Source organism: Nocardia sp. CA-128927 (genome assembly GCF_050955855.1).
Lineage (GTDB): Bacteria > Actinomycetota > Actinomycetes > Mycobacteriales > Mycobacteriaceae > Nocardia.
In genome coordinates this window covers 4,438,082-4,455,518 of record NZ_CP192087.1, presented here as the reverse complement: position 1 = coordinate 4,455,518, position 17,437 = coordinate 4,438,082, and the positions used below count along the sequence as shown (strand labels likewise).

Annotated in this window: 17 protein-coding genes; 8 read left to right on the top strand and 9 right to left on the bottom strand. The window is 67.5% G+C overall.

Features of this window, described 5'->3' with window-relative positions; translation table 11 throughout:
* The first annotated feature begins 1 nt into the window (after position 1).
* From ACQPW1_RS21035 to ACQPW1_RS21020, 4 genes are all read left to right on the top strand, one after another.
* Complete coding sequence (locus ACQPW1_RS21035; protein WP_433664399.1) at positions 2-1,276, top strand: glucarate dehydratase family protein; 1,275 nt, start codon at positions 2-4, stop codon at positions 1,274-1,276.
* A gap of 127 nt (positions 1,277-1,403) precedes the next feature.
* Positions 1,404-2,798 (top strand): amidase, encoded by a 1,395-nt coding sequence (locus ACQPW1_RS21030; RefSeq protein WP_433664398.1) that lies wholly within the window; start codon positions 1,404-1,406, stop codon positions 2,796-2,798.
* Between the two features lie 28 nt (positions 2,799-2,826).
* Complete coding sequence (locus ACQPW1_RS21025) at positions 2,827-3,309, top strand: pyridoxamine 5'-phosphate oxidase family protein (protein WP_433664397.1); 483 nt, start codon at positions 2,827-2,829, stop codon at positions 3,307-3,309.
* A gap of 78 nt (positions 3,310-3,387) precedes the next feature.
* A complete protein-coding gene (locus ACQPW1_RS21020; RefSeq protein ID WP_433664396.1) occupies positions 3,388-3,912 on the top strand; it encodes an Lrp/AsnC family transcriptional regulator in 525 nt (174 codons plus the stop codon).
* Positions 3,913-3,957: 45 nt separating this feature from the next.
* Here the strand turns inward: ACQPW1_RS21020 and ald are convergent, their stop codons facing one another.
* Positions 3,958-5,064 (bottom strand): alanine dehydrogenase, encoded by a 1,107-nt coding sequence (ald, locus tag ACQPW1_RS21015; RefSeq protein ID WP_433664395.1) that lies wholly within the window; start codon positions 5,062-5,064, stop codon positions 3,958-3,960.
* Between the two features lie 274 nt (positions 5,065-5,338).
* Between ald and ACQPW1_RS21010 the strand changes: the two genes are divergently transcribed.
* From ACQPW1_RS21010 to ACQPW1_RS20995, 4 genes are all read left to right on the top strand, one after another.
* Positions 5,339-5,980, top strand: a complete 642-nt coding sequence (locus ACQPW1_RS21010; RefSeq protein ID WP_433664394.1) for a GntR family transcriptional regulator — start codon at positions 5,339-5,341, stop codon at positions 5,978-5,980.
* The gene (locus ACQPW1_RS21005) at positions 5,980-7,203 is read left to right on the top strand and encodes an MFS transporter (protein ID WP_433664393.1); all 1,224 of its coding nucleotides are present in this window, start codon (positions 5,980-5,982) and stop codon (positions 7,201-7,203) included. Before ACQPW1_RS21010 ends, ACQPW1_RS21005 begins: the two co-directional genes overlap by 1 nt.
* Before the next feature lie 270 nt (positions 7,204-7,473).
* Positions 7,474-7,848 (top strand): RNHCP domain-containing protein, encoded by a 375-nt coding sequence (locus ACQPW1_RS21000; RefSeq protein WP_107656109.1) that lies wholly within the window; start codon positions 7,474-7,476, stop codon positions 7,846-7,848.
* Positions 7,849-7,858: 10 nt separating this feature from the next.
* Positions 7,859-8,269: an RNHCP domain-containing protein gene (locus ACQPW1_RS20995; RefSeq protein WP_433664392.1), complete on the top strand. Its 411-nt coding sequence runs from the start codon at positions 7,859-7,861 to the stop codon at positions 8,267-8,269.
* A 41-nt stretch (positions 8,270-8,310) separates the two neighbouring features.
* Here ACQPW1_RS20995 and ACQPW1_RS20990 read toward each other — a convergent pair whose 3' ends face one another.
* From ACQPW1_RS20990 to ACQPW1_RS20955, 8 genes are all read right to left on the bottom strand, one after another.
* A complete protein-coding gene (locus tag ACQPW1_RS20990) occupies positions 8,311-9,162 on the bottom strand; it encodes a hypothetical protein (RefSeq protein ID WP_433664391.1) in 852 nt (283 codons plus the stop codon).
* A gap of 132 nt (positions 9,163-9,294) precedes the next feature.
* Positions 9,295-10,752, bottom strand: coding sequence for an FAD-dependent oxidoreductase (locus ACQPW1_RS20985; RefSeq protein WP_433664390.1), 1,458 nt, complete (start codon positions 10,750-10,752; stop codon positions 9,295-9,297).
* A 97-nt stretch (positions 10,753-10,849) separates the two neighbouring features.
* Complete coding sequence (locus ACQPW1_RS20980; protein WP_433664388.1) at positions 10,850-11,476, bottom strand: LysE family translocator; 627 nt, start codon at positions 11,474-11,476, stop codon at positions 10,850-10,852.
* 81 nt (positions 11,477-11,557) lie between these two features.
* A complete protein-coding gene (locus ACQPW1_RS20975; protein WP_433664387.1) occupies positions 11,558-12,064 on the bottom strand; it encodes a GNAT family N-acetyltransferase in 507 nt (168 codons plus the stop codon).
* Complete coding sequence (locus ACQPW1_RS20970; RefSeq protein WP_433664386.1) at positions 12,061-13,248, bottom strand: HAMP domain-containing sensor histidine kinase; 1,188 nt, start codon at positions 13,246-13,248, stop codon at positions 12,061-12,063. Before ACQPW1_RS20970 ends, ACQPW1_RS20975 begins: the two co-directional genes overlap by 4 nt.
* Positions 13,249-13,429: 181 nt before the next feature.
* Positions 13,430-14,695, bottom strand: coding sequence for a cytochrome P450 (locus ACQPW1_RS20965; RefSeq protein ID WP_433664385.1), 1,266 nt, complete (start codon positions 14,693-14,695; stop codon positions 13,430-13,432).
* Positions 14,696-14,810: 115 nt separating this feature from the next.
* Entirely contained in the window at positions 14,811-16,190 is a 1,380-nt protein-coding gene (locus tag ACQPW1_RS20960; RefSeq protein WP_433664384.1) for an FAD-dependent oxidoreductase, read from the bottom strand.
* The gene (locus tag ACQPW1_RS20955; RefSeq protein ID WP_433664383.1) at positions 16,187-17,407 is read right to left on the bottom strand and encodes a cytochrome P450; all 1,221 of its coding nucleotides are present in this window, start codon (positions 17,405-17,407) and stop codon (positions 16,187-16,189) included. Before ACQPW1_RS20955 ends, ACQPW1_RS20960 begins: the two co-directional genes overlap by 4 nt.
* Positions 17,408-17,437 lie beyond the last annotated feature (30 nt).

Here is a 17,437-nt window from a genome sequence, read left to right as displayed (position 1 = left end):
CATGTCCGCTGTCATCACCGATGTCCGCCTTACCCCGATCCTCATCGCCGACGCACCGCTGCTCAATGTCGGTGGCGTACACCAGCCCTACACGCCGCGCCTGATCGTGGAACTGGAAACCGACAGCGGCACGGTCGGTCTCGGCGAGACCTACGGCGACCACCAATACCTCGCCTGCGCAACGGAACTGGCGCAGCACCTGATCGGCATGCCGGTCGCCGCGAGCAACGCCATCCGGCTGCTCGGCGCGGGCGACACCCGCCTGCTCGACGACAACCCCGTCGCAGGCGGCCTACGCGGCACGCTGACCACCGACAAGGTCCGGCTCAGCGTGATCTCGGCCTTCGAAACCGCAGCACTCGACGCGCACGGCCGCGAGCTCGGCCTACCCGTGCACGCTCTGCTCGGCGGCAAGGTACGCGACCACGTCGACTACTCCGGCTACCTGTTCTACAAGTGGGCCGAACACCCGACGCCGAACACCCCGACCGACGAATGGGGCGAGGTGCTCGACCCCGACGGCGTCGTCCGGCTGGCCGAAAGGTTCAGCGCCCACGGCGGATTCCGCTCGTTCAAGCTGAAGGGCGGTGTCTTCCCACCCGAGGAGGAAGTCGCCGCCATCACCGCGCTGGCCAAGGCGTTCCCCGAACACCCGCTGCGCCTGGACCCCAACGGCGGCTGGTCACTGGCCACCGCGACGGCGGTCGCCGAACAGCTCACCGGTGTCGTGGAATACCTCGAAGACCCCACCGCCCGTCTCGACGACATGGCCGAACTCCACCGCCGCACCGCAATGCCGTTGGCCACCAACATGATCGTCACCGCCATCGACGAGATCCGGCCCGCCTTCGACGCGAACGCGGTCCAGGTCGTGCTGTCCGACCATCACTTCTGGGGCGGCCTGCACGCGACCCGCGACCTCGCCGCGGTCTGCCACGCCTACGGCAAGGGCATCTCGATGCACTCCAACACCCACCTCGGCATCAGCCTGGCCGCGATGACCCAGGTCGCCGCCACCGTCGCGCACCTCGACTACGCCTGCGACACCCACTACCCGTGGCAGGCCGAGGACGTCATCACCGCACCGTTCGCCTTCACCGACGGCGCCGTCGCGGTCACCGACACCCCCGGCCTGGGCATCGAGCTCGATCGGGACGCGCTGGCCCGGCTGCACGAGCGCTGGCAATCCATGCCCGCGATGCGTAACCGCGACGACGTCGCGGCCATGCGGGCCGCCGATCCGGAATATCGCCCACCCGGTTCGCCGAAATACTGAACTCCTTGTGATCCGCATCCGTATTGATTGCGAAATGGTCATACGGCTATCTACTGTCGGGTCTTCGGCCCGACGGCTCAGTCGTGCTGGTCACGCGCCGTTGCGTGGCCGAGAGGAGCGGTAGCAGATGGATCTCCAGGACGTCGTGTCCGCGGGTGTGCTCGAGCAGCGGGAGCTGCTCGAACAGGGAGCCGTGTCCTCGCAGGAACTGGTCGCCGCCACGCTGGCGGGTATCGACGCGGCCGCGGACCTGGGCGCGTTTACGCAAATCCGGCACGAGCAGGCCCGCGCCGAGGCCGCCGAACGGGACCGGGAGCGCGCGGCGGGCAACGTCGGGCCACTGCACGGCATTCCGATCGCCATCAAGGACGAGATCGACGTCGCGGGCCTGGTGACCACGTTCGGCACCCGGGCCAACTCGACCCCCGTCAAGGCTGACGCCGAGGTCGTGCGCCGGTTGCGGGCGGCGGGCGCCGTCGTTGTCGGCAAGACCGCGATGCCCGAATTCGGACAGTGGGCGTTCACCGAGTCGAGCACCTACGGCGTGACCCGCAATCCGTGGGATCGGACCCGGACCACCGGCGGTTCCAGCGGCGGCTCCGCGGCGGCGGTCGCGGCGGGCCTGGTCCCGGTCGCGATCGGCAGTGACGGGGGCGGCTCGATCCGGATTCCCTCGGCCTGCTGTGGGCTGTTCGGCCTCAAGCCGCAACGCGGGCGGGTGCCGACCGCGCCGTACGAGCATCTCTGGTGGACGCTAGGCGTCAGCGGACCGCTCACCCGCGGCGTACTCGACTCCGCGATCGTGTACGACGTGATCCGCGGCAACATGCCCGACAGCCGGTTCACGGCACCGGACCCGTTGATCTCGTTCGAGCAGGCCGCACGGCGGCCCGCCACCGGCCTGCGCATCGGGTACAGCACGAAACCGCATACGCCACTGGCGAAGCCGGATCGTGAGAACGTGCGCGCGGTGCTCGATACCGCGAAACTCCTTGCCGAGCTCGGACATTCCGTGTTCGAGGTGGACCCGAAGTACCCCGAGTACCTGCACGCCTTCTACCCGCAGTTCTTCGGCGGTGTGCGCGACGAAGCGGACCATGTCGAGCATCCGGAACTCCTCGAACGCCGCACCCGCCAGACCATCACGATGGGCGCATGGGCCCGGCGTCCCGTGGTGGACTGGGCGATCCGCCAAGGAGAATCCGTGGCGCACAAGGTCGATCGCGTCTTCGCCGACTGCGACCTGCTGCTTACCCCCACCATCGCCTGCCGCCCGCCGGGCCTCGGCGCACTGGACGGCGCCAGCACCATCCGCGCCCAGATCCGCTCCATCCCGATGGTGGCCTACACCGCGCTGTGGAACGTGACCGGCCACCCGGCGGCGTCGCTGCCTGCGGGTATCGGCGAAGACGGGCTCCCGCTAGCGGTTCAGCTCATCGGCCCGAGCAATGGCGAAACGACCATCCTCACGGTCGCCGCGCAGCTGGAACAGGCCCGGCCGCACGCGCGACCGGTGGGCTGAAGAGGCCGCGGCGGCTAAAGTGGCCACTGTGAGCGAATTGGGCGATATCGCACCGTCTTTCGTGGAACTGGCGCACAGCATCGTGTGGTGCACCGTCTCCACGACCGATCCGGCGGGCCGCCCGCGCAGTCGCGTCCTGCATCCGATCTGGCAGTGGGACGGGCAGGAGCTGACCGGCTGGATCTTCACCGGTAAGACCCCGGCCAAGCTGGCTCACCTCGCGCACAGTCCCTATGTCGCCTGCAACTACTGGCTGCCGACACACGACACCTGTCTCGCGGAATGCGCGGCCGAATGGGCCGACGACCTCGAGACGAAGACCAGGCAGTGGGAGCTCTTCCGGAGCACGCCGGGACCACTGGGCTACGACCCGGGCGGGATCGGCATCCCCGGCTGGACCGGGCCGGAATCGCCCGGCGTCAGCCTGCTCCGGCTGCGGCCGTGGCGACTGCGCGTGCTGCCAGGGAAAGACTTCCTGAAGGGCTTGCCAGCCACCTCCTGGCGCGCGTGAACTGCACGAGAATCCCAGTTGTTGAAGATCATTCACAAATAAGGCGGATTTACGAACAAGATTCTGTACGGTCGAGGCATGCGTAAGAATGATTCACCCGGCGGATCGACCTCGCCGGTGTCGCCGCTGCACCCTCCGGCCGGTGTGCCGATCGATGATATCGACCGGATCCTGCTCGACCAGCTCGCGCGGGACGGCCGGATGACGAACAACGCGCTCGCGGCGGCGGCGGGCATCGCGCCGTCCACCTGCCTCGGGCGGGTGCGCGCACTGGTGGAACGCGGCGTCATTCGCGGATTCCACGCCGATATCGATCCGGCCGCGCTCGGCCGGAGTCTGCAGGCCATGATCGCGGTGCGGTTGCGCGCCAGCGCCCGGCAGCATCTGGCCCAGTTCGGCGAGCAGATGTCGGAGTTCGAGGAGGTGCTCAACGTGTACTTCATCGCGGGCGCCGACGACTACCTGATCCACGTCGCCACCTCGCACACCGACGAGCTGCGCCGTTTCGTGCTGAACAACCTGAGCGAGCACCCGGCCGTCGCCTCGACCGAGACGATCCTCATCTTCGAGCACATGCGGCCGCGGACGAATACCACGACGTGACAAGGGCGGCCGACCCAACGGGGTCGACCGCCCTTGCGAAACGTGTTACGCGGCCAGGCTTTCGGCAGCGTAACCGTGTGCGGCCGCGACAGAGGCGGACAGCAGCACACCACCATGCGTACTGAGACCGCTCGCCAGGCCCTGGTCCATCGCCACCGCCTCGCGCCAGCCGTGCTCGGCCAGCGAAACCACGTACGGCAGCGTGGCATTGGTGAGCGCGACGGTCGAGGTGTAAGGCACCGCGCCGGGCATGTTGGCGACGCAGTAGAACACCGACTCGTGCACCCGGTAGGTCGGGTCGGCGTGCGTGGTCGGCCGCGAATCGGCGAAGCAGCCGCCCTGGTCGATGGCGATATCGACCAGCACCGAGCCCGGCTTCATCTGCGCGACAAGGTCATTGGAAACCAGCGTGGGCGCCTTGGCGCCGGGCACCAGCACCGCGCCGATCACCAGATCGGCTTCGCGAACGGCCTTTTCGACCTCGAGGCGGTTGGACATGATGGTCCGCACCTGACCCTTGTACTGTGCGTCGATCTCGCGCAGGCGGGCGATGTTCAGGTCGAGCACGGTCACCTCGGCGCGCATGCCGTGCGCGATGGCGATCGAGTTGCCGCCCGCGACGCCCGCGCCGATCACGACCACGTTGGCGGGCGGGGTGCCGGGCACGCCGCCCATCAGCACGCCGCGGCCGCCGCCGTTGCGCATCAGGTGGTAGGCGCCGGCCTGCGGGGCCAGCCGGCCCGCGACCTCGCTCATCGGGGCCAGCAGCGGCAGCGAGCCGTCGCGGCCGGTGACCGTCTCGTAGGCGATCGAGGTGATGCCGGAGCTCAGCAGCGCATCGGTGCATTCCTTGGAGGCCGCGAGGTGCAGGTAGGTGAACAGCACCTGACCTTCACGCATGCGCGAATACTCTTCGGCGACCGGCTCTTTCACCTTGAGCACCAGGTCGGCGGTGCCCCAGACCTCGTCGGCGGTGTTCAGCACGCGCGCGCCGGCGACGGTGTACGCCTCGTCCTCGAACGCTGAGCCACGACCGGCACCGGACTCGATGTACACCTCGTGCCCGCGCGACACGAGCTCGTGCACACCGGCCGGGGTAATCGCGACCCGATACTCGTGGTTCTTGACCTCGCGGGGGACCCCGATCTTCACCTGCGCTCCTGAATGTCGATGGATGTCGATAGTCGATCCGCATAATATGGACCGTTACTGCTCAAATTATGAAGATCATGCAAGATCAGGTCTATATCTTTGAAGATAATTCTCGATACTGGCCCACAGTCAGTGCAATCCTCAGATCGAAGCCAGCGCGAGAGCCATAGCCCGCAAGATGTTCGGCCTACGGGCCATTCCCCACCTACGCCCCACACGGCCAGTAACAAACCTCACAGTCGGTTCGCCGCTGATCTTGCCTAAGATACAACTTGTGTCTAAGACGTATTCATCAGCTGAGCAGGCCTATTGCGAGGTCAAGGAACGGATCCTCACCGGGACCCTGGCGGGTGGCGAGCTGATCAGCGAGGGCGAGATCGCGGCCGACCTCGGCACGTCGCGGACGCCGGTGCGCGAGGCGTTCCTGCGGTTGGAGACCGAAGGGTGGATGAAGCTCTACCCGAAGCGCGGTGCGCTGGTGGTGCCGATTCCGCCGGACGAGGCCGAGCACGTCGCGTACGCCCGCTATGTCGTCGAGGCGGCCGCGGTACGCGCGCTGGCTTCGACCGATCGCACGGCGCTGACATCGATGTTCCGTTCCTCGCTGGACCGGCAGCGCGAGCTGGCCGCCGCCGGGGATCTCGACCAGTTCGCGCTCGTGGACACCGACTTCCATCGCTCGTATGTGATCGCGGCGGGCAACCCGCTGCTGGCGAGCTTCTACGACTCTCTGCGCGAGCGGCAGCGGCGGATGAACAGCGTCGCACTGCGTCGCGGACCGATCGATATCGACCGGATCATCGAGCAGCACGCACACCTGGCGGGATTGATCGAAGCAGGCGAGGTGGACCGCTTCGCCACCGCGTTGGCCGAGCACCTGTCCGGTGTGCACCAGCTAGAACTACGAGGACTGTGATGGCGACGCTGACCACCGCGGTCCGGCCCGCACCCGCCGAGGTTTCGTCGAAGGCGTGGTGGGGTGTCGCCGCCGCGATGTTCGCGATCGCCTGGGGCGGAAACGAATTCACGCCGCTGCTGGTGATGTACAAGAACCACGGCCTGCCCGCCACCACCGTGGATCTGCTGCTGTTCTACTACGTTCTCGGCATCGTGCCCGCGCTGTTGATCGGCGGACCGTTGTCGGACCGGTACGGCCGCCGCGCATTGCTGCGTCCGGCGCCGCTGATCAGTGCGGCGGGCTCGCTGCTGCTGGCGTTCGGCTCGGCGTCGGTGCCGGTGCTGTCCGCCGGACGGGTGCTGTGCGGAATCGCGCTCGGACTGGCGATGGCGGTCGGCAGCAGCTGGTTGAAAGAGCTCGCGCAGCCGCCGTTCGGGCCCGCGCTGCCCGGCGGCACCGGGGCGCGGCGCTCGGCAATGAGCCTCACCGGCGGTTTCGCGGTCGGCGCGGGATTCGCCGGGGTACTGGCACAGTGGGCGCCGTGGCCGAACGCCCTCGCCTATCTGATCAATGTGACGCTGTGCCTGGTCGCCGCAATGTGGGTGGCGCGGGCGCCGGAAACGGTACTCCCCCAGGAGAATCCGGGCCGGTTGATCGATGACCTGAAGGTGCCCGCGGCCGCCCACCGCCGATTCCGTTGCGTGGCACTGCCCGTCGCGCTGTGGCTGTTCACCTCCGCCGGAACGGCCTACGCGATCATGCCGACACTGATGGCACCGCACATCCATGGCGCGCCGATCGCCTTCTCCGCGCTCGTCGGAGTCATCACGCTGAGTTGCGGTTTCGCGATCCAGTCGGTGGCGCGGCGGATCGACAAGCCGGGCACCGCCCGCGCGGCCGTCGTCTCGCTGGTGTTCGTCACGTGCGGAATGGTCGCGGCCGCATGGGCTTCCGGTGCGCTGACGCTCTGGGCGACCCTGGCAACGGCGGTCATCCTCGGCGCGGGATACGGCATCGGCCTGGTCGCCGGGCTCCAGGAGATCGAACGCATCGCTCGCCCGGACGATCTGGCCGGACTGACCGCGGTGTTCTACTCGGTCAGCTACCTCGGCTTCGGCGTACCCGCCCTGCTGTCGTTCCTGCATCAGCAGTTCGGCTTCGGCTACCCGCCCATGTTCGCCATCGCCGCACTCGCCGCGGCGGGCAGTCTGGGGCTCGTGGCCCGCAACTATCGGTCCTGAGCACCGCTCGCCTAAATCGGTGGCGACCAACGAGCCCGCGTTGCTACCGTTGCTGCCGCGCTGGTAGAAGCGCCCGAGAGATCGGTTACCGGGCCCGACGGCCCAGGAAAGAGCGTCTATGACCCGGATTGCGCCGAGCGCGCCTCACCGCGTCGAGTCGAACCGCATCGGTTCGACCGCGCCCGCACAGCCAACCGCCGCTAGATAGGTTCCGAGGCGCGCTCGGCCTGCTCCTGCTGTTATCAAGCCCTCAGCAAAGGAGTAATCCGGGTGTCAGACAACACCTCTCACGGTCCGAGCGCATCGCTCCGTACCGACACTTTCACCTGCGTCCGCTGCGGCCTCGTCGTAGCGACGCTCGCGCCGGACAACAGCTGGCGCAACCACTGCCCGAGTTGCCTGAACTCACGGCACACCCACGACCACGTCGAGGGTGGCACGTCCGACTGCCGCGCCAGGATGGCGCCGCTGTCGATCGCCGTGCTGCGCACCGGCGAATGGGCTGTGGTGCATCGCTGCACCCGCTGTCACGAGCTGGCGCTGCACCCCGTGTGCGGTGACGACAACCAGCTCATCCTGATGCGCATGGCGGTCCGCCCGCTCGCCGAACCACCGTTCCCGCTCGAAGTCTTCGGCGATCTGTAGGGGGTGCGACATGCCACGCAGAAAACCGGCGGGCCACCGCCCGCAACGCGCCAAGGACGTATTGCACGGCCGCACAGGCGAATCCGGCGATGCTTTCCGGTGCATCGGCTGTCGGATGGATGTACCGACCGTCGCGCCGGGCACCGCTCACCGCAACCACTGCCCGCACTGCCTGACCAGCCGTCACGTGGACCGACGCGTCCCCGGCGACCGAGCCGAGCAGTGTCGCGGGCGGATGGAGGCGGTGAGTATGTCCGCGCGCGACAACGGGGAATGGCAACTCGTTCACCAGTGTCTGGCGTGCGGTTCCCTCAAAGCGAACCGCATCGCTGGCGACGACAACGCCCTCGCCCTCATGCGAATAGCGTTGCGCCCGTTGGTCGATCCCCGTATCGGGCACCGCGCACTGTTAGCGCTGTGAGGTTGTCCGGTGCCTGCCGCTCGGCAGGCACCGGACAACCCCTAGGAGGTTCTGGCTGGTTGCGTTTCGGCCTGCAACGCACGACGAACCTGCGCGGCTTCCGCGTCGAGAGCCGCCGCCTGCAGGTATGCGGCGGTGGTTTCGGCGAGGAGGGTGGTCCAGCGAGTGACGCGTTCGGTGCGGTGGGTGACTTCTCGTTCGGCTGCGGCCAATGCCGTGGCGTCGCCGTTCGCGGCCGTCTCCGCCGCAGTCCGTGCGTCGCGTAGTTTCTGCTCGGCTCGAAACTGGAGTTCGCGGCAATGGTCCGGGTCGAACACCTCTGAGCGGATGTCGGCGGCTTCGCTTTCCAGTTCCGCGATTCGAGCCAGGCGGGGATCGGACTGGTCGATCGTCTCGTCCGGCGTCCACGATTCCTCGGTGGATTCCCATGGGAGGTCGAAGGTTTCGTCGTTCAGGGCCTTCTGCTCGAGGAAGCGGCGGTGGTCTTCTTCGGCCCATTCGAGGTAGTCGCGATACTCGGCCATGTCCGTGTCGGTGATCGGGCGGTGCCGCGGGTGCGCGGTCATCGATACCGCGATGCTGCCGTCGGTGTAGCGCAGGTTCACGGTGACGACGGTGATCGGTCGCGGTTCGGACTGGCCTTCCACCCGCGCCATCATCACCTCATAGCGGTACTCCTCCACCGCGCGGTCGCAGGCTTGTTCGAATACCCCGCAGGCGATCTCGTAGTGCTGGCCCGCGGTGCTGCCGGTCAGCGGATGCGCTTCGCCGAGGCGGGTCTCGCCCGACTCCGCGGTCGTGCCGTCGTGGACGATCTCCCAGGTGTAGGACTCGGCGAGTTCGTCGGCGGACGCTCCCGGCCGCGCCTCAGTGGTATCGGTGACGTCGTGCACAGTCCGCTCCCATCTCGTGGCCGAACATGGCGGAGGCGGCCTGATTTCGGCGTGCCGTTCCCGCTGGCGGTTGCACGCCTATATTTCTCCATCCGGGCGCAGCACGCCAGCGGCAAATCTGGGGATGTCGCGCTACGCGGCGAGAGCGACCGTGTCGGCCAGCACCGTCGAGATCGACTCGCGGTGCGCCCTGAGTTCGGCGACGAGTGCTTGCTGGGCTGGGGTGCGCTCCCCCCGCAGCAGAGCTTTGAGCATGGTGCTGTTGACCACGTCGCTCGGTGCGACGAGCAGTCCGGTCATCGCGAAGTAGCTCATGAAGGTCGGGCCGGATCCCGCTGCGTCGCTGGACATCCGCGTGGTCAGCCGTTCGAGGACGAGGTCGAAGTACTTGTGCATCAACGCGACATTCTTGAACGGTTTGCCGCCGGTGTGTTCCACACCCGGCCAGCGGAGGTCTTCGAGCGCGCTGAGCCACCAGGCCGGGTACGAGGCGCGCTGCAGCTGCTGGAGGACATTCCGCTCGAAGCCGGGTCCGGCTTGTTCGCTCAAACACGTGCCGATGTTCTGGGCTTGAATGGCGGCCACGGTCATGCCCTGGCCGTAGATCGGGTCCACCGTGGAAAGCGCGTCGCCGAGCACCAACAGTCCGGCGGGCCAGTCCGCCATCTGCTCGTAATGCCGTCGCACGCAGACCGGAATGCGAAAGCTGCGGGGCGCGGTCAGCGGTTCCGCATCGCGCAGTGCCTCGGCGATGGCGGGACTGATCAGCTCGGTCAATCCCTGCTCGAACCCGGCGGCGTCGGTCGGCGGATAGTGACCGCCGATCCCGGACAGACACGCGCTCCAGACGTCGCCCTCGATCCGCTTCAGTACCCCACCGGCTGGATTCCCTGTGCTGCAATCGTTTTCGACCACCTGCAAGGTGGGCACAGCCGCGTGCGCCGGCAAGCGGTAATAGCGGGTGCTGTAACCGATCCCGGACTTGACGACCTCATCCGGCGGTGTGGTGTAGCCGAGCGCCGAAAGCCATTGCGGCAGCTTCGTAGACCGCCCACTCGCGTCGATAACCAGGTCCGCCGATATGGTGGTGGCAGGCTCGAGCCGCCCACTGTGCCGAACCTGCACACCCGTGATCTTCGTGCGATCGGCGTTGGCGCACAGCTCGACAACCTTCTGTTCGTACACGAAACGCACGTTGCCGATCGCCGCCACCCGGTCACGAATGGCCTGCTCGACCAGCCCCCTGCTGTAGAACGCCCCCTTCGGCGGAGCAGGCATCGCCAAGGTGCCGTACCGATTGGTCCAGTTCAGCACCGAATCCTTCAGCGGAAAGGCCCCGGCCCGCAACACGCCATCGAGGAAGCCCGGAAAGAGCTGCTCCAACGCCATCTCGCCGCGCGGCAACATCTGATGCAAATGAAACGCTTGCGGAACCCCGCCCCGCCGCACCCCCGCCCCGGGCGCGGCATCGCGATCGAGCACCACAACCTCCCCGTAATGCTCGGAAAGCACCCGCGCCGAAAGTAGCCCGGCAATCCCGCCCCCGATGACCACTGCCTTCTTACGCTGACCCGCCTGCAAGCTGTCCATACGGCAACGCTAAGACCGCCCCACCGACCCTCACCTCACCCCGCAGCGTGAACGCCGCATCCCCCACGAGTATGAGTTTTCCGCGCGCAATGCCCGGCTAGTGCTGGATGGCCAGCCGGACGCCGAGCCCGATGAAGATGCCACCGGTGGCGACTTCGATGCGCCGACGCGCGGCCTGACGACGACGCAGCCAGCCACCGATCCGCCCGGCGAGCACGCCGACCGCCCCGTCGACCAGGAACTCGAAGACGATCATGACCGCGCCGAGAATCGCGAACTGCAGCCAGATCCGGCCGAGGCTCGGATCGATGAACAGCGGGAGGAACGCGATCGTGAACGTCACCATCTTCGGATTCAGCAGATTCGTGAGCAGCCCGGAAACATAGGCCTTCCGGCCGGAAACCCCGACCTCCGCCGACTCCGTCGGGATGCTGTTGCGGCGCCGGATCGCTTGCACCCCAAGGTAGATGAGGTAGGCGGCACCGAGCGTCCGGACCACGGTAAAGGCAACGGGGACAGCAGCGAACAAAGCCGCCAACCCTGCCGCGGCGACCGCAACGTGGATCGCCTCGCTGGTCGCGACGCCTGCCGTGGCGAACAGCCCGGCCCGCGGACCGCCACGCATCCCGCAACCGAGAACGAAGAGCATGTCGGGGCCCGGTGTGATCATCGCGATGAACGTTGTGGCCATGAAGGCGAGGAGAAGATTCTGGTCGACCGGCACGGGCCGATCCTTGCAGCCCAATCCACATCTGGCGACGCAATTTCGAGCGTGTGCAGCTCGTCTCCCGACAGACGCGGAGGTCTATGACCGTCCCGACCTTATTGCCTGGGCGGACAGTATCGCGACGATGTAGGTGACGTCTCGGCCGTTCTGCACGCAGTGATGGCGGTCGTGCTCGACGAATCCGAGTCGGCGGACCAGTTGTCGGCTTCGGCGGTTCCAGGCTTGGATGGCGGCACGGATCGGTGTCGAGGGGTGGTCTCGGCGGAGGTGAGTCAGCACTACCTCGCCGAAGTCCTTGCCGTGGCCTTGGCCGACCCATTTCGGATCCATGCCTACACCGAGGTCGATCAGGTCGGGGTCTTCATCGAGGCCGGGGACTCTCGCTTCTGTTCCGGTGCAGAAGAATCCGACGATGCGGTCTGTGTCGGCGTCGGCCACTGCCCTGTACCCGTCTGCGGCAGTCGGCAGGTCATCGGTGAGGTCATAGATCTCCCATGGGCCGCCGTACTGCCAACCGGCCATCTGGTGCGCGTCGGTGGTGGTCAGGGAGCGCACCACCAAGTTGTCGGGCCAGCCGTCGTTCACTCCGTCATGATCTCCCGACTGTCCGTTGGAGTCGAAGGAGTTTCCGGGCTCGGATGTCGCGGGAAGGTGAGGCGGAATCGGGCGCCGTCGCCTTGGGTGGATTCGGCGGTTGCGGTGGCGGCGTGGAGGTCTGCTACCTGTTTGACGATGGCTAGGCCGAGGCCGTGGCCGGGTTTGGCTCGGGCGGTGGTGGAGCGGTAGAAGCGGTTGAAGATGTGAGGGAGGTCGGCGGGTGGGATGCCGGGTCCGTGGTCGCGGACGGTCAGGGCGTTCTGGTGGAGGGTGATGTGGATTGTGCCTTGAGGTGGACTGAACTTGGCAGCGTTGTCGAGGAGGTTGGTGATGGCGCGGGTGAGACGGGCGGAGATGCCGTGGATGATGGTCGGTTCGAGGTCGGGGGCGAATGTCATTGTGGGCCAGTGACGTTCAGCAGTGCGGAGACAGTCGGTGACGAGGAGGTCGAGGCGTAGGTCTTCGAGGGGTTCAGGGGCGGCGGTGGGGTCGTCGGCGCGGGCGAGATCGATGAGATCGGTGACCAGGCCGGACAGTTCCTCGGATTGGATTCGGAGGGCGGACGCTGTTTCGTCGAGCTGTTCTGGGCTGAGGCGGGAGGCTCGGCGGAGTAGGTCGATGTTGGTGCGGAGCGCGGTAAGTGGGGTGCGGAGTTCGTGAGAGGCGTCGGCGATCAGGCGGTGCTGGGCGGCGCGGGAGTCCCGTTCAGCAGTCAAGGCTTGGTCGAGTTCGTCGAGCATGGTGTTGAAACTGCTTGCCAGGCTTTGCAGTTCGTCGGGGCCGGTGACGGTGATGTGGTGGCGGGGGTCGCGGGTGTTCGCGATGCGTTCGGCGGCGGTGGTCAGGGTGGTGACGGGGGCGACTGCGCGGCGGGCGACGGCGAGACCTGCCGCGAGGGCGAGCAGGGTGCCGATCGCGGCCGCGGTGAGGAGGGCGTAGGCGACGCGGCGCAGGCTGGTGTCGACGGGGTCGGAGCGTTGGGCGATCTGCACCGCGGTGCCGGAACGTAGTGGCGCGGTGTACATCCGGAGCGGGAACCCGTCGAGGGTGATGTCGGTGAAGTACGCCGAACGGGTGCCCGCGGCGACCGCTTCGGTGGCCGCGTCGACCGGCAATGGCTGGTTCGGGTCGTGCTCGGATTCGATATGCCCGTCGGCGGCAACGACTTGCACGCAGCTCGGTGCGGTCAGGTATCGGCACGGGCCGGAGACGGTGGCGACGTCGGCCTACCGGCAGGCTGCGTCGACGCGAAACTCGCGACCGACAACGCACCAAAGCGACTCTGCCCAGGCAAGTAACCACAATGGACCCGGCGCCCTCCGGCACCGGGTCCATCCTGATGATCTCGGGTGACTATGCAGGGGTGAATCGGGTGGGCAGGGATTCCAGGCCGCGGATTACGACATTCGGCTTGTAGGGCGGGGTTTCGGTGAGGACGTCGATGTCCTTGACCTTGCGCAGTAGGACCTCGAGGAGGACCTCCATTTCCAGGAGGGCCAGGGGGGCGCCGAGGCAGTAGTGGATGCCGAGGCTGAAGCCTAGGTGCTTCTTGGCTGGGTTCTTCGGGTCGGAGTAGCGGGCTACGTCTACTCGGTCGGGGTTGAGGTAGGCGTCGTCGTCTCGGTTGGCTGAATTGATCAGTACGACAACGCCTTCGCCGGTTTCGAAGTCGTGGCCGGCTACGGTGATCGGGCGGGTGGCGGCTCGGGTGGTGATCTGGACCGAGGGCTCGAGGCGGAGGAGTTCGTCGGGGGCGCTGGCGCACAGGTCGGGCCGGGCGCGCAGGGCGGCGATCTGGTCCTGGTTGCGCATCAGCTGGAGCATGCCGGTGCCGATCAGGTTGGCCGTGGTCTCGTGCCCGGCTACGAAGGTGGTGATGCAGGTGGCGAGGAGTTCCTGCTCGGTGAGTACGTCGCCACGATCCTCGACCTGCGACAGCACGCTGAGCAGGTCGTCCTTCGGGTCCTTGCGGCGCTCGTTGAGCAGTTCCCGGAAGTAGCCCATGAACCCGCGCGAAGCGGCGCTGCGCGCCTTCAGCGACTCCTCGGGCAGCGTGTAGTCGTGGTCGAACCCGCGCGCCAGGTCCTGCGACCACTGGTGCACCTGGGTGTACGCCTCCGGCGGCACACCGATCAGCTCGCAGGCGATGATCAGCGGCAGCGGGTAGGCAATGAACTCGACGAGGTCGAATTCGCCTGCCTCCAAGGCTTTGTCGACGAGTTGCTCGGTGAGCTCCTCGATGCGCGGCCGCAGCCTGGTCACCATGCGCGGGGTGAAACCCTTGGTCACCAGGTTGCGCAGCCGGGTGTGGTCCGGCGGCTCCATCCAGAGGAACGAGGTGGGCAGTTCCTCGGGCGCGTCCTCCGGCGACACCGTGGGATGCATCATCGCGGCCTCTTCCGCGTGACTCCACGCGGTCGTCGACAGCACGGCGACGCAGTCTTCGTAGCGGGTCAGCAGCCGATGGCCGAGCGGGGTCTGGTGCACCCGGCCCGCCTCACGCAACACGCGGGCCGGCGTATAGGGGTCGGATCTGCCTTCAGGGCCGAACAAGTGGGCGATCGCGGTCTGTACGGAATCCTGTTCCGCGACAGCCGTGCTCGCGTGCGTCGAGTCCATGTCGAGTGGTCCCTCCTGTGCGGTGCACCGGCGAGCTGCCGGTGCTGCCGGTCGTTCGGAAAGCGTCAGCGTTCGGAATGGGTAGGGAGGTGTCGGCCCGCGACGATGCGCGCCGTCACCTCGTCGGCTCGATGGGGATAGGTGTGCGGTCGACGGACGGTTGCCCGTCGAAGTCGGAGACCGCGGCAGTACTACTGCTGCCGCGCAGCATGATTCGGCCCGCAACGCGCGGCCGCAGCAGCGCGGTCGACGGTTCGATGAGGTTGGCCACGCGCATGAAGGTCCGCGCGACCAAAGGATCGACGTGGGCGGCACGGTGGACACGCGCCACGTAGGCATTGGTCAGACGGGTCCGCGCCGTACGCGGGCCGAGCACGCCGGGGTGGCTGAGGTCCGCACCCGCCGCCAGCTGCCAGGCGACATCCACTACTTTGCCTGCGGCGGAATAGAACCTGGCGGGCAGGTCAGCCGAGTCAGGGCCATCGGATAAGCAGTCGCGCAGGGCAAGCGCCTGTTGCGCGGCCACCGCCATCCCCTGGGCATACAGCGGATTGAAGCTACAGAACGCATCACCGAGCACCAGAAAGCCTTGCGGCACAGCATCCAGCCGCTCGAACCGGCGGCGCACCGGCGACCGGAATCGGTGCGGCACCGCATCATCCAACGGTTCGGAGGTCGTCACGATCTCGTGAATGTCCGGCGCCGCGATAGTGCTCGCGAACGCCGCGAACCCGATGGGATCGGTCGGCGGATGGTCGCCGAGCATCCCGGCCAGGGTGACGTGCCAGCGGTCGCCCTCGACCCGAATCGCCCCGCCACCACGGCCGTTCGCGCCCGTCGAGATGATCACCGACGAGTGCCCGCCCAGCTGCCCCGGCGTGCGCCGGAACATCCGTGACGCGTACCCGAGATCGACCTCGAGCCGGTCCTCCGCCGGTGCCTGCGCCCCGAGCGCGGTGAGCCACACGGGCGCCCGCGATCCCCGCCCGGTCGCATCGACGACCAGATCGGTCGCATGCGCCTGCGCCCCGTACTCGCCGGAAACCGATACCGCTCGAACCCGATCGGCGTCGCCGATCAGACCCCGCGCGGCACCTTCGCACAACCGAACCCCGGGCGCGGCCAGCGTCCGTTGTCGCAGCACCGATTCCAACAGCGGCCGCGTGGCCATCACCGAGGTGAGCCCCGTCGAAGTCGGCACAACCCGCAATCCGCCCACATACCAACGGGTTCCGATGAGCGCCTCCGCGGTAGTCGCACCGCACGAGGCCATCTCGGAGGTGAACCCCGGGTACAGCTGCTCGATGATGGTGCGACCACGATCGAGCAGCCCGTGCAGATGCCGCGCCTGCGGCACCCCGCGCCGCACCTCCGCACCCTCGACACTGTCTCGCTCGAAGATGGTGACCTGCGAGAAGTAGTCGGAAAGCACACGGGCGGCCAGCAATCCGGCGATACCCGCGCCGAGCACTACCGCGTGCCGCCCCTCGCTCACAACGTCACCGGCAGCGACATGATCCCACGATGGATCAGGCTCGGCTGGTATTCGACCTCATCGGTCGCCAGACTCAACTTCGGCGCCTGATCGAGCAACTGACCGAACGCGGCCTCGGCCTCGATCCGGGCGAGCGGCGCGCCGACGCAGTAGTGGATGCCGAGGCTGAACCCGAGATGCTTACGGGCAGGCCGGTTTCCGACGTAACGAGTGATGTCGAACGAGTCGGCGTCCGGAAAGACCCGATCGTCCCGGCTGGCCGACGCGGTCAGCACGACAACACCGTCGCCGCGCTTGAACCGATGCTCGCCAACCATGTTGTCCGCCAACGCGACCCGGATGGTGAACTGCGTCGGCGCGTCGTAGCGCAGCATCTCCTCCAGCGCCGGGCCCATCAGCGCCCGGTTGTCCCGCAGCAGCGCAAGCTGTTCCGGATTGCGCAGCAGCGCGAGCATGCCGTTGCCGATCAGATTGATCGAGGTCTCCATGCCCGCGACCAGGGTGAGCAGCGCGATGCCGATCACCTCGGGCTCGGTCAGCTGACCGTCCACGCTCGCGGCGACCAGGGTGCTGAGCAGATCCGGCGTCGGGTTCGCCTTCTTCTGCTGGATCAGCCTGGCGAAGTAGCCCATGCACTCCATCGCCGCCATGCCGCGCGCGGCCACATCGGCCTCGCCGAGCAGCGAATCCGGGTCACTGCCCCGGGCGATCGCCAACTGCCACTGCCGGAACAGCGCACCGTCGGCCGGGTCGGCGCCGAGCAGCCGCACCGGGACCATCGCCACCGCCAGCGGTACCGCAAGCCCGTTCAGCACGTCCAGCTCGCCGCGGCGCACCGCCGCCTCGACCAGCTCGCCGACGACCTGCCCGGCCAGGGGCACCATCTCGGCCATCATCCGTGGCGTGAACGCCTTGGCGACCAGCTTGCGGTAGCGGCCGTGTTCGGGCGGATCCATCCGGACGAACGAGCCGGGGATCGCGGCGGTGGTGTCGCGGAACGGGCTGATGCCCGCGGCGTAACCGTGTCCCCAGTCGGAGCCGGTCAGGATCGCCGCGCATTCCTCGTACCGGGTGATCAAAGTGACTGGCACGTCGCCGAATTCGTAGGGAAATAGCGGCGCGGCGTCGCGCACCCGGCGATAGGCGGGATACGGATCGGCCCGCTCGCTCGGATCGAAGGCGTCGAAGGTGACATCTACCGGAACAGCTGTGCTCATCGTGGCTCCTGTATCAGTACGCGACCGTCT

Bases quoted from the DNA above. Each gene is read 5' to 3' on its own strand.
- ACQPW1_RS21035 (WP_433664399.1), top strand. From the start codon at position 2: ATGTCCGCTGTCATCACCGATGTCCGCCTTACCCCGATCCTCATCGCC.
- ACQPW1_RS21030 (WP_433664398.1), top strand. From the start codon at position 1,404: ATGGATCTCCAGGACGTCGTGTCCGCGGGTGTGCTCGAGCAGCGGGAG.
- ACQPW1_RS21020 (WP_433664396.1), top strand. From the start codon at position 3,388: ATGCGTAAGAATGATTCACCCGGCGGATCGACCTCGCCGGTGTCGCCG.
- ACQPW1_RS21005 (WP_433664393.1), top strand. From the start codon at position 5,980: ATGGCGACGCTGACCACCGCGGTCCGGCCCGCACCCGCCGAGGTTTCG.
- ACQPW1_RS20995 (WP_433664392.1), top strand. From the start codon at position 7,859: ATGCCACGCAGAAAACCGGCGGGCCACCGCCCGCAACGCGCCAAGGAC.
- ACQPW1_RS20985 (WP_433664390.1), bottom strand. From the start codon at position 10,752: ATGGACAGCTTGCAGGCGGGTCAGCGTAAGAAGGCAGTGGTCATCGGG.
- ACQPW1_RS20965 (WP_433664385.1), bottom strand. From the start codon at position 14,695: ATGGACTCGACGCACGCGAGCACGGCTGTCGCGGAACAGGATTCCGTA.
- ACQPW1_RS20955 (WP_433664383.1), bottom strand. From the start codon at position 17,407: ATGAGCACAGCTGTTCCGGTAGATGTCACCTTCGACGCCTTCGATCCG.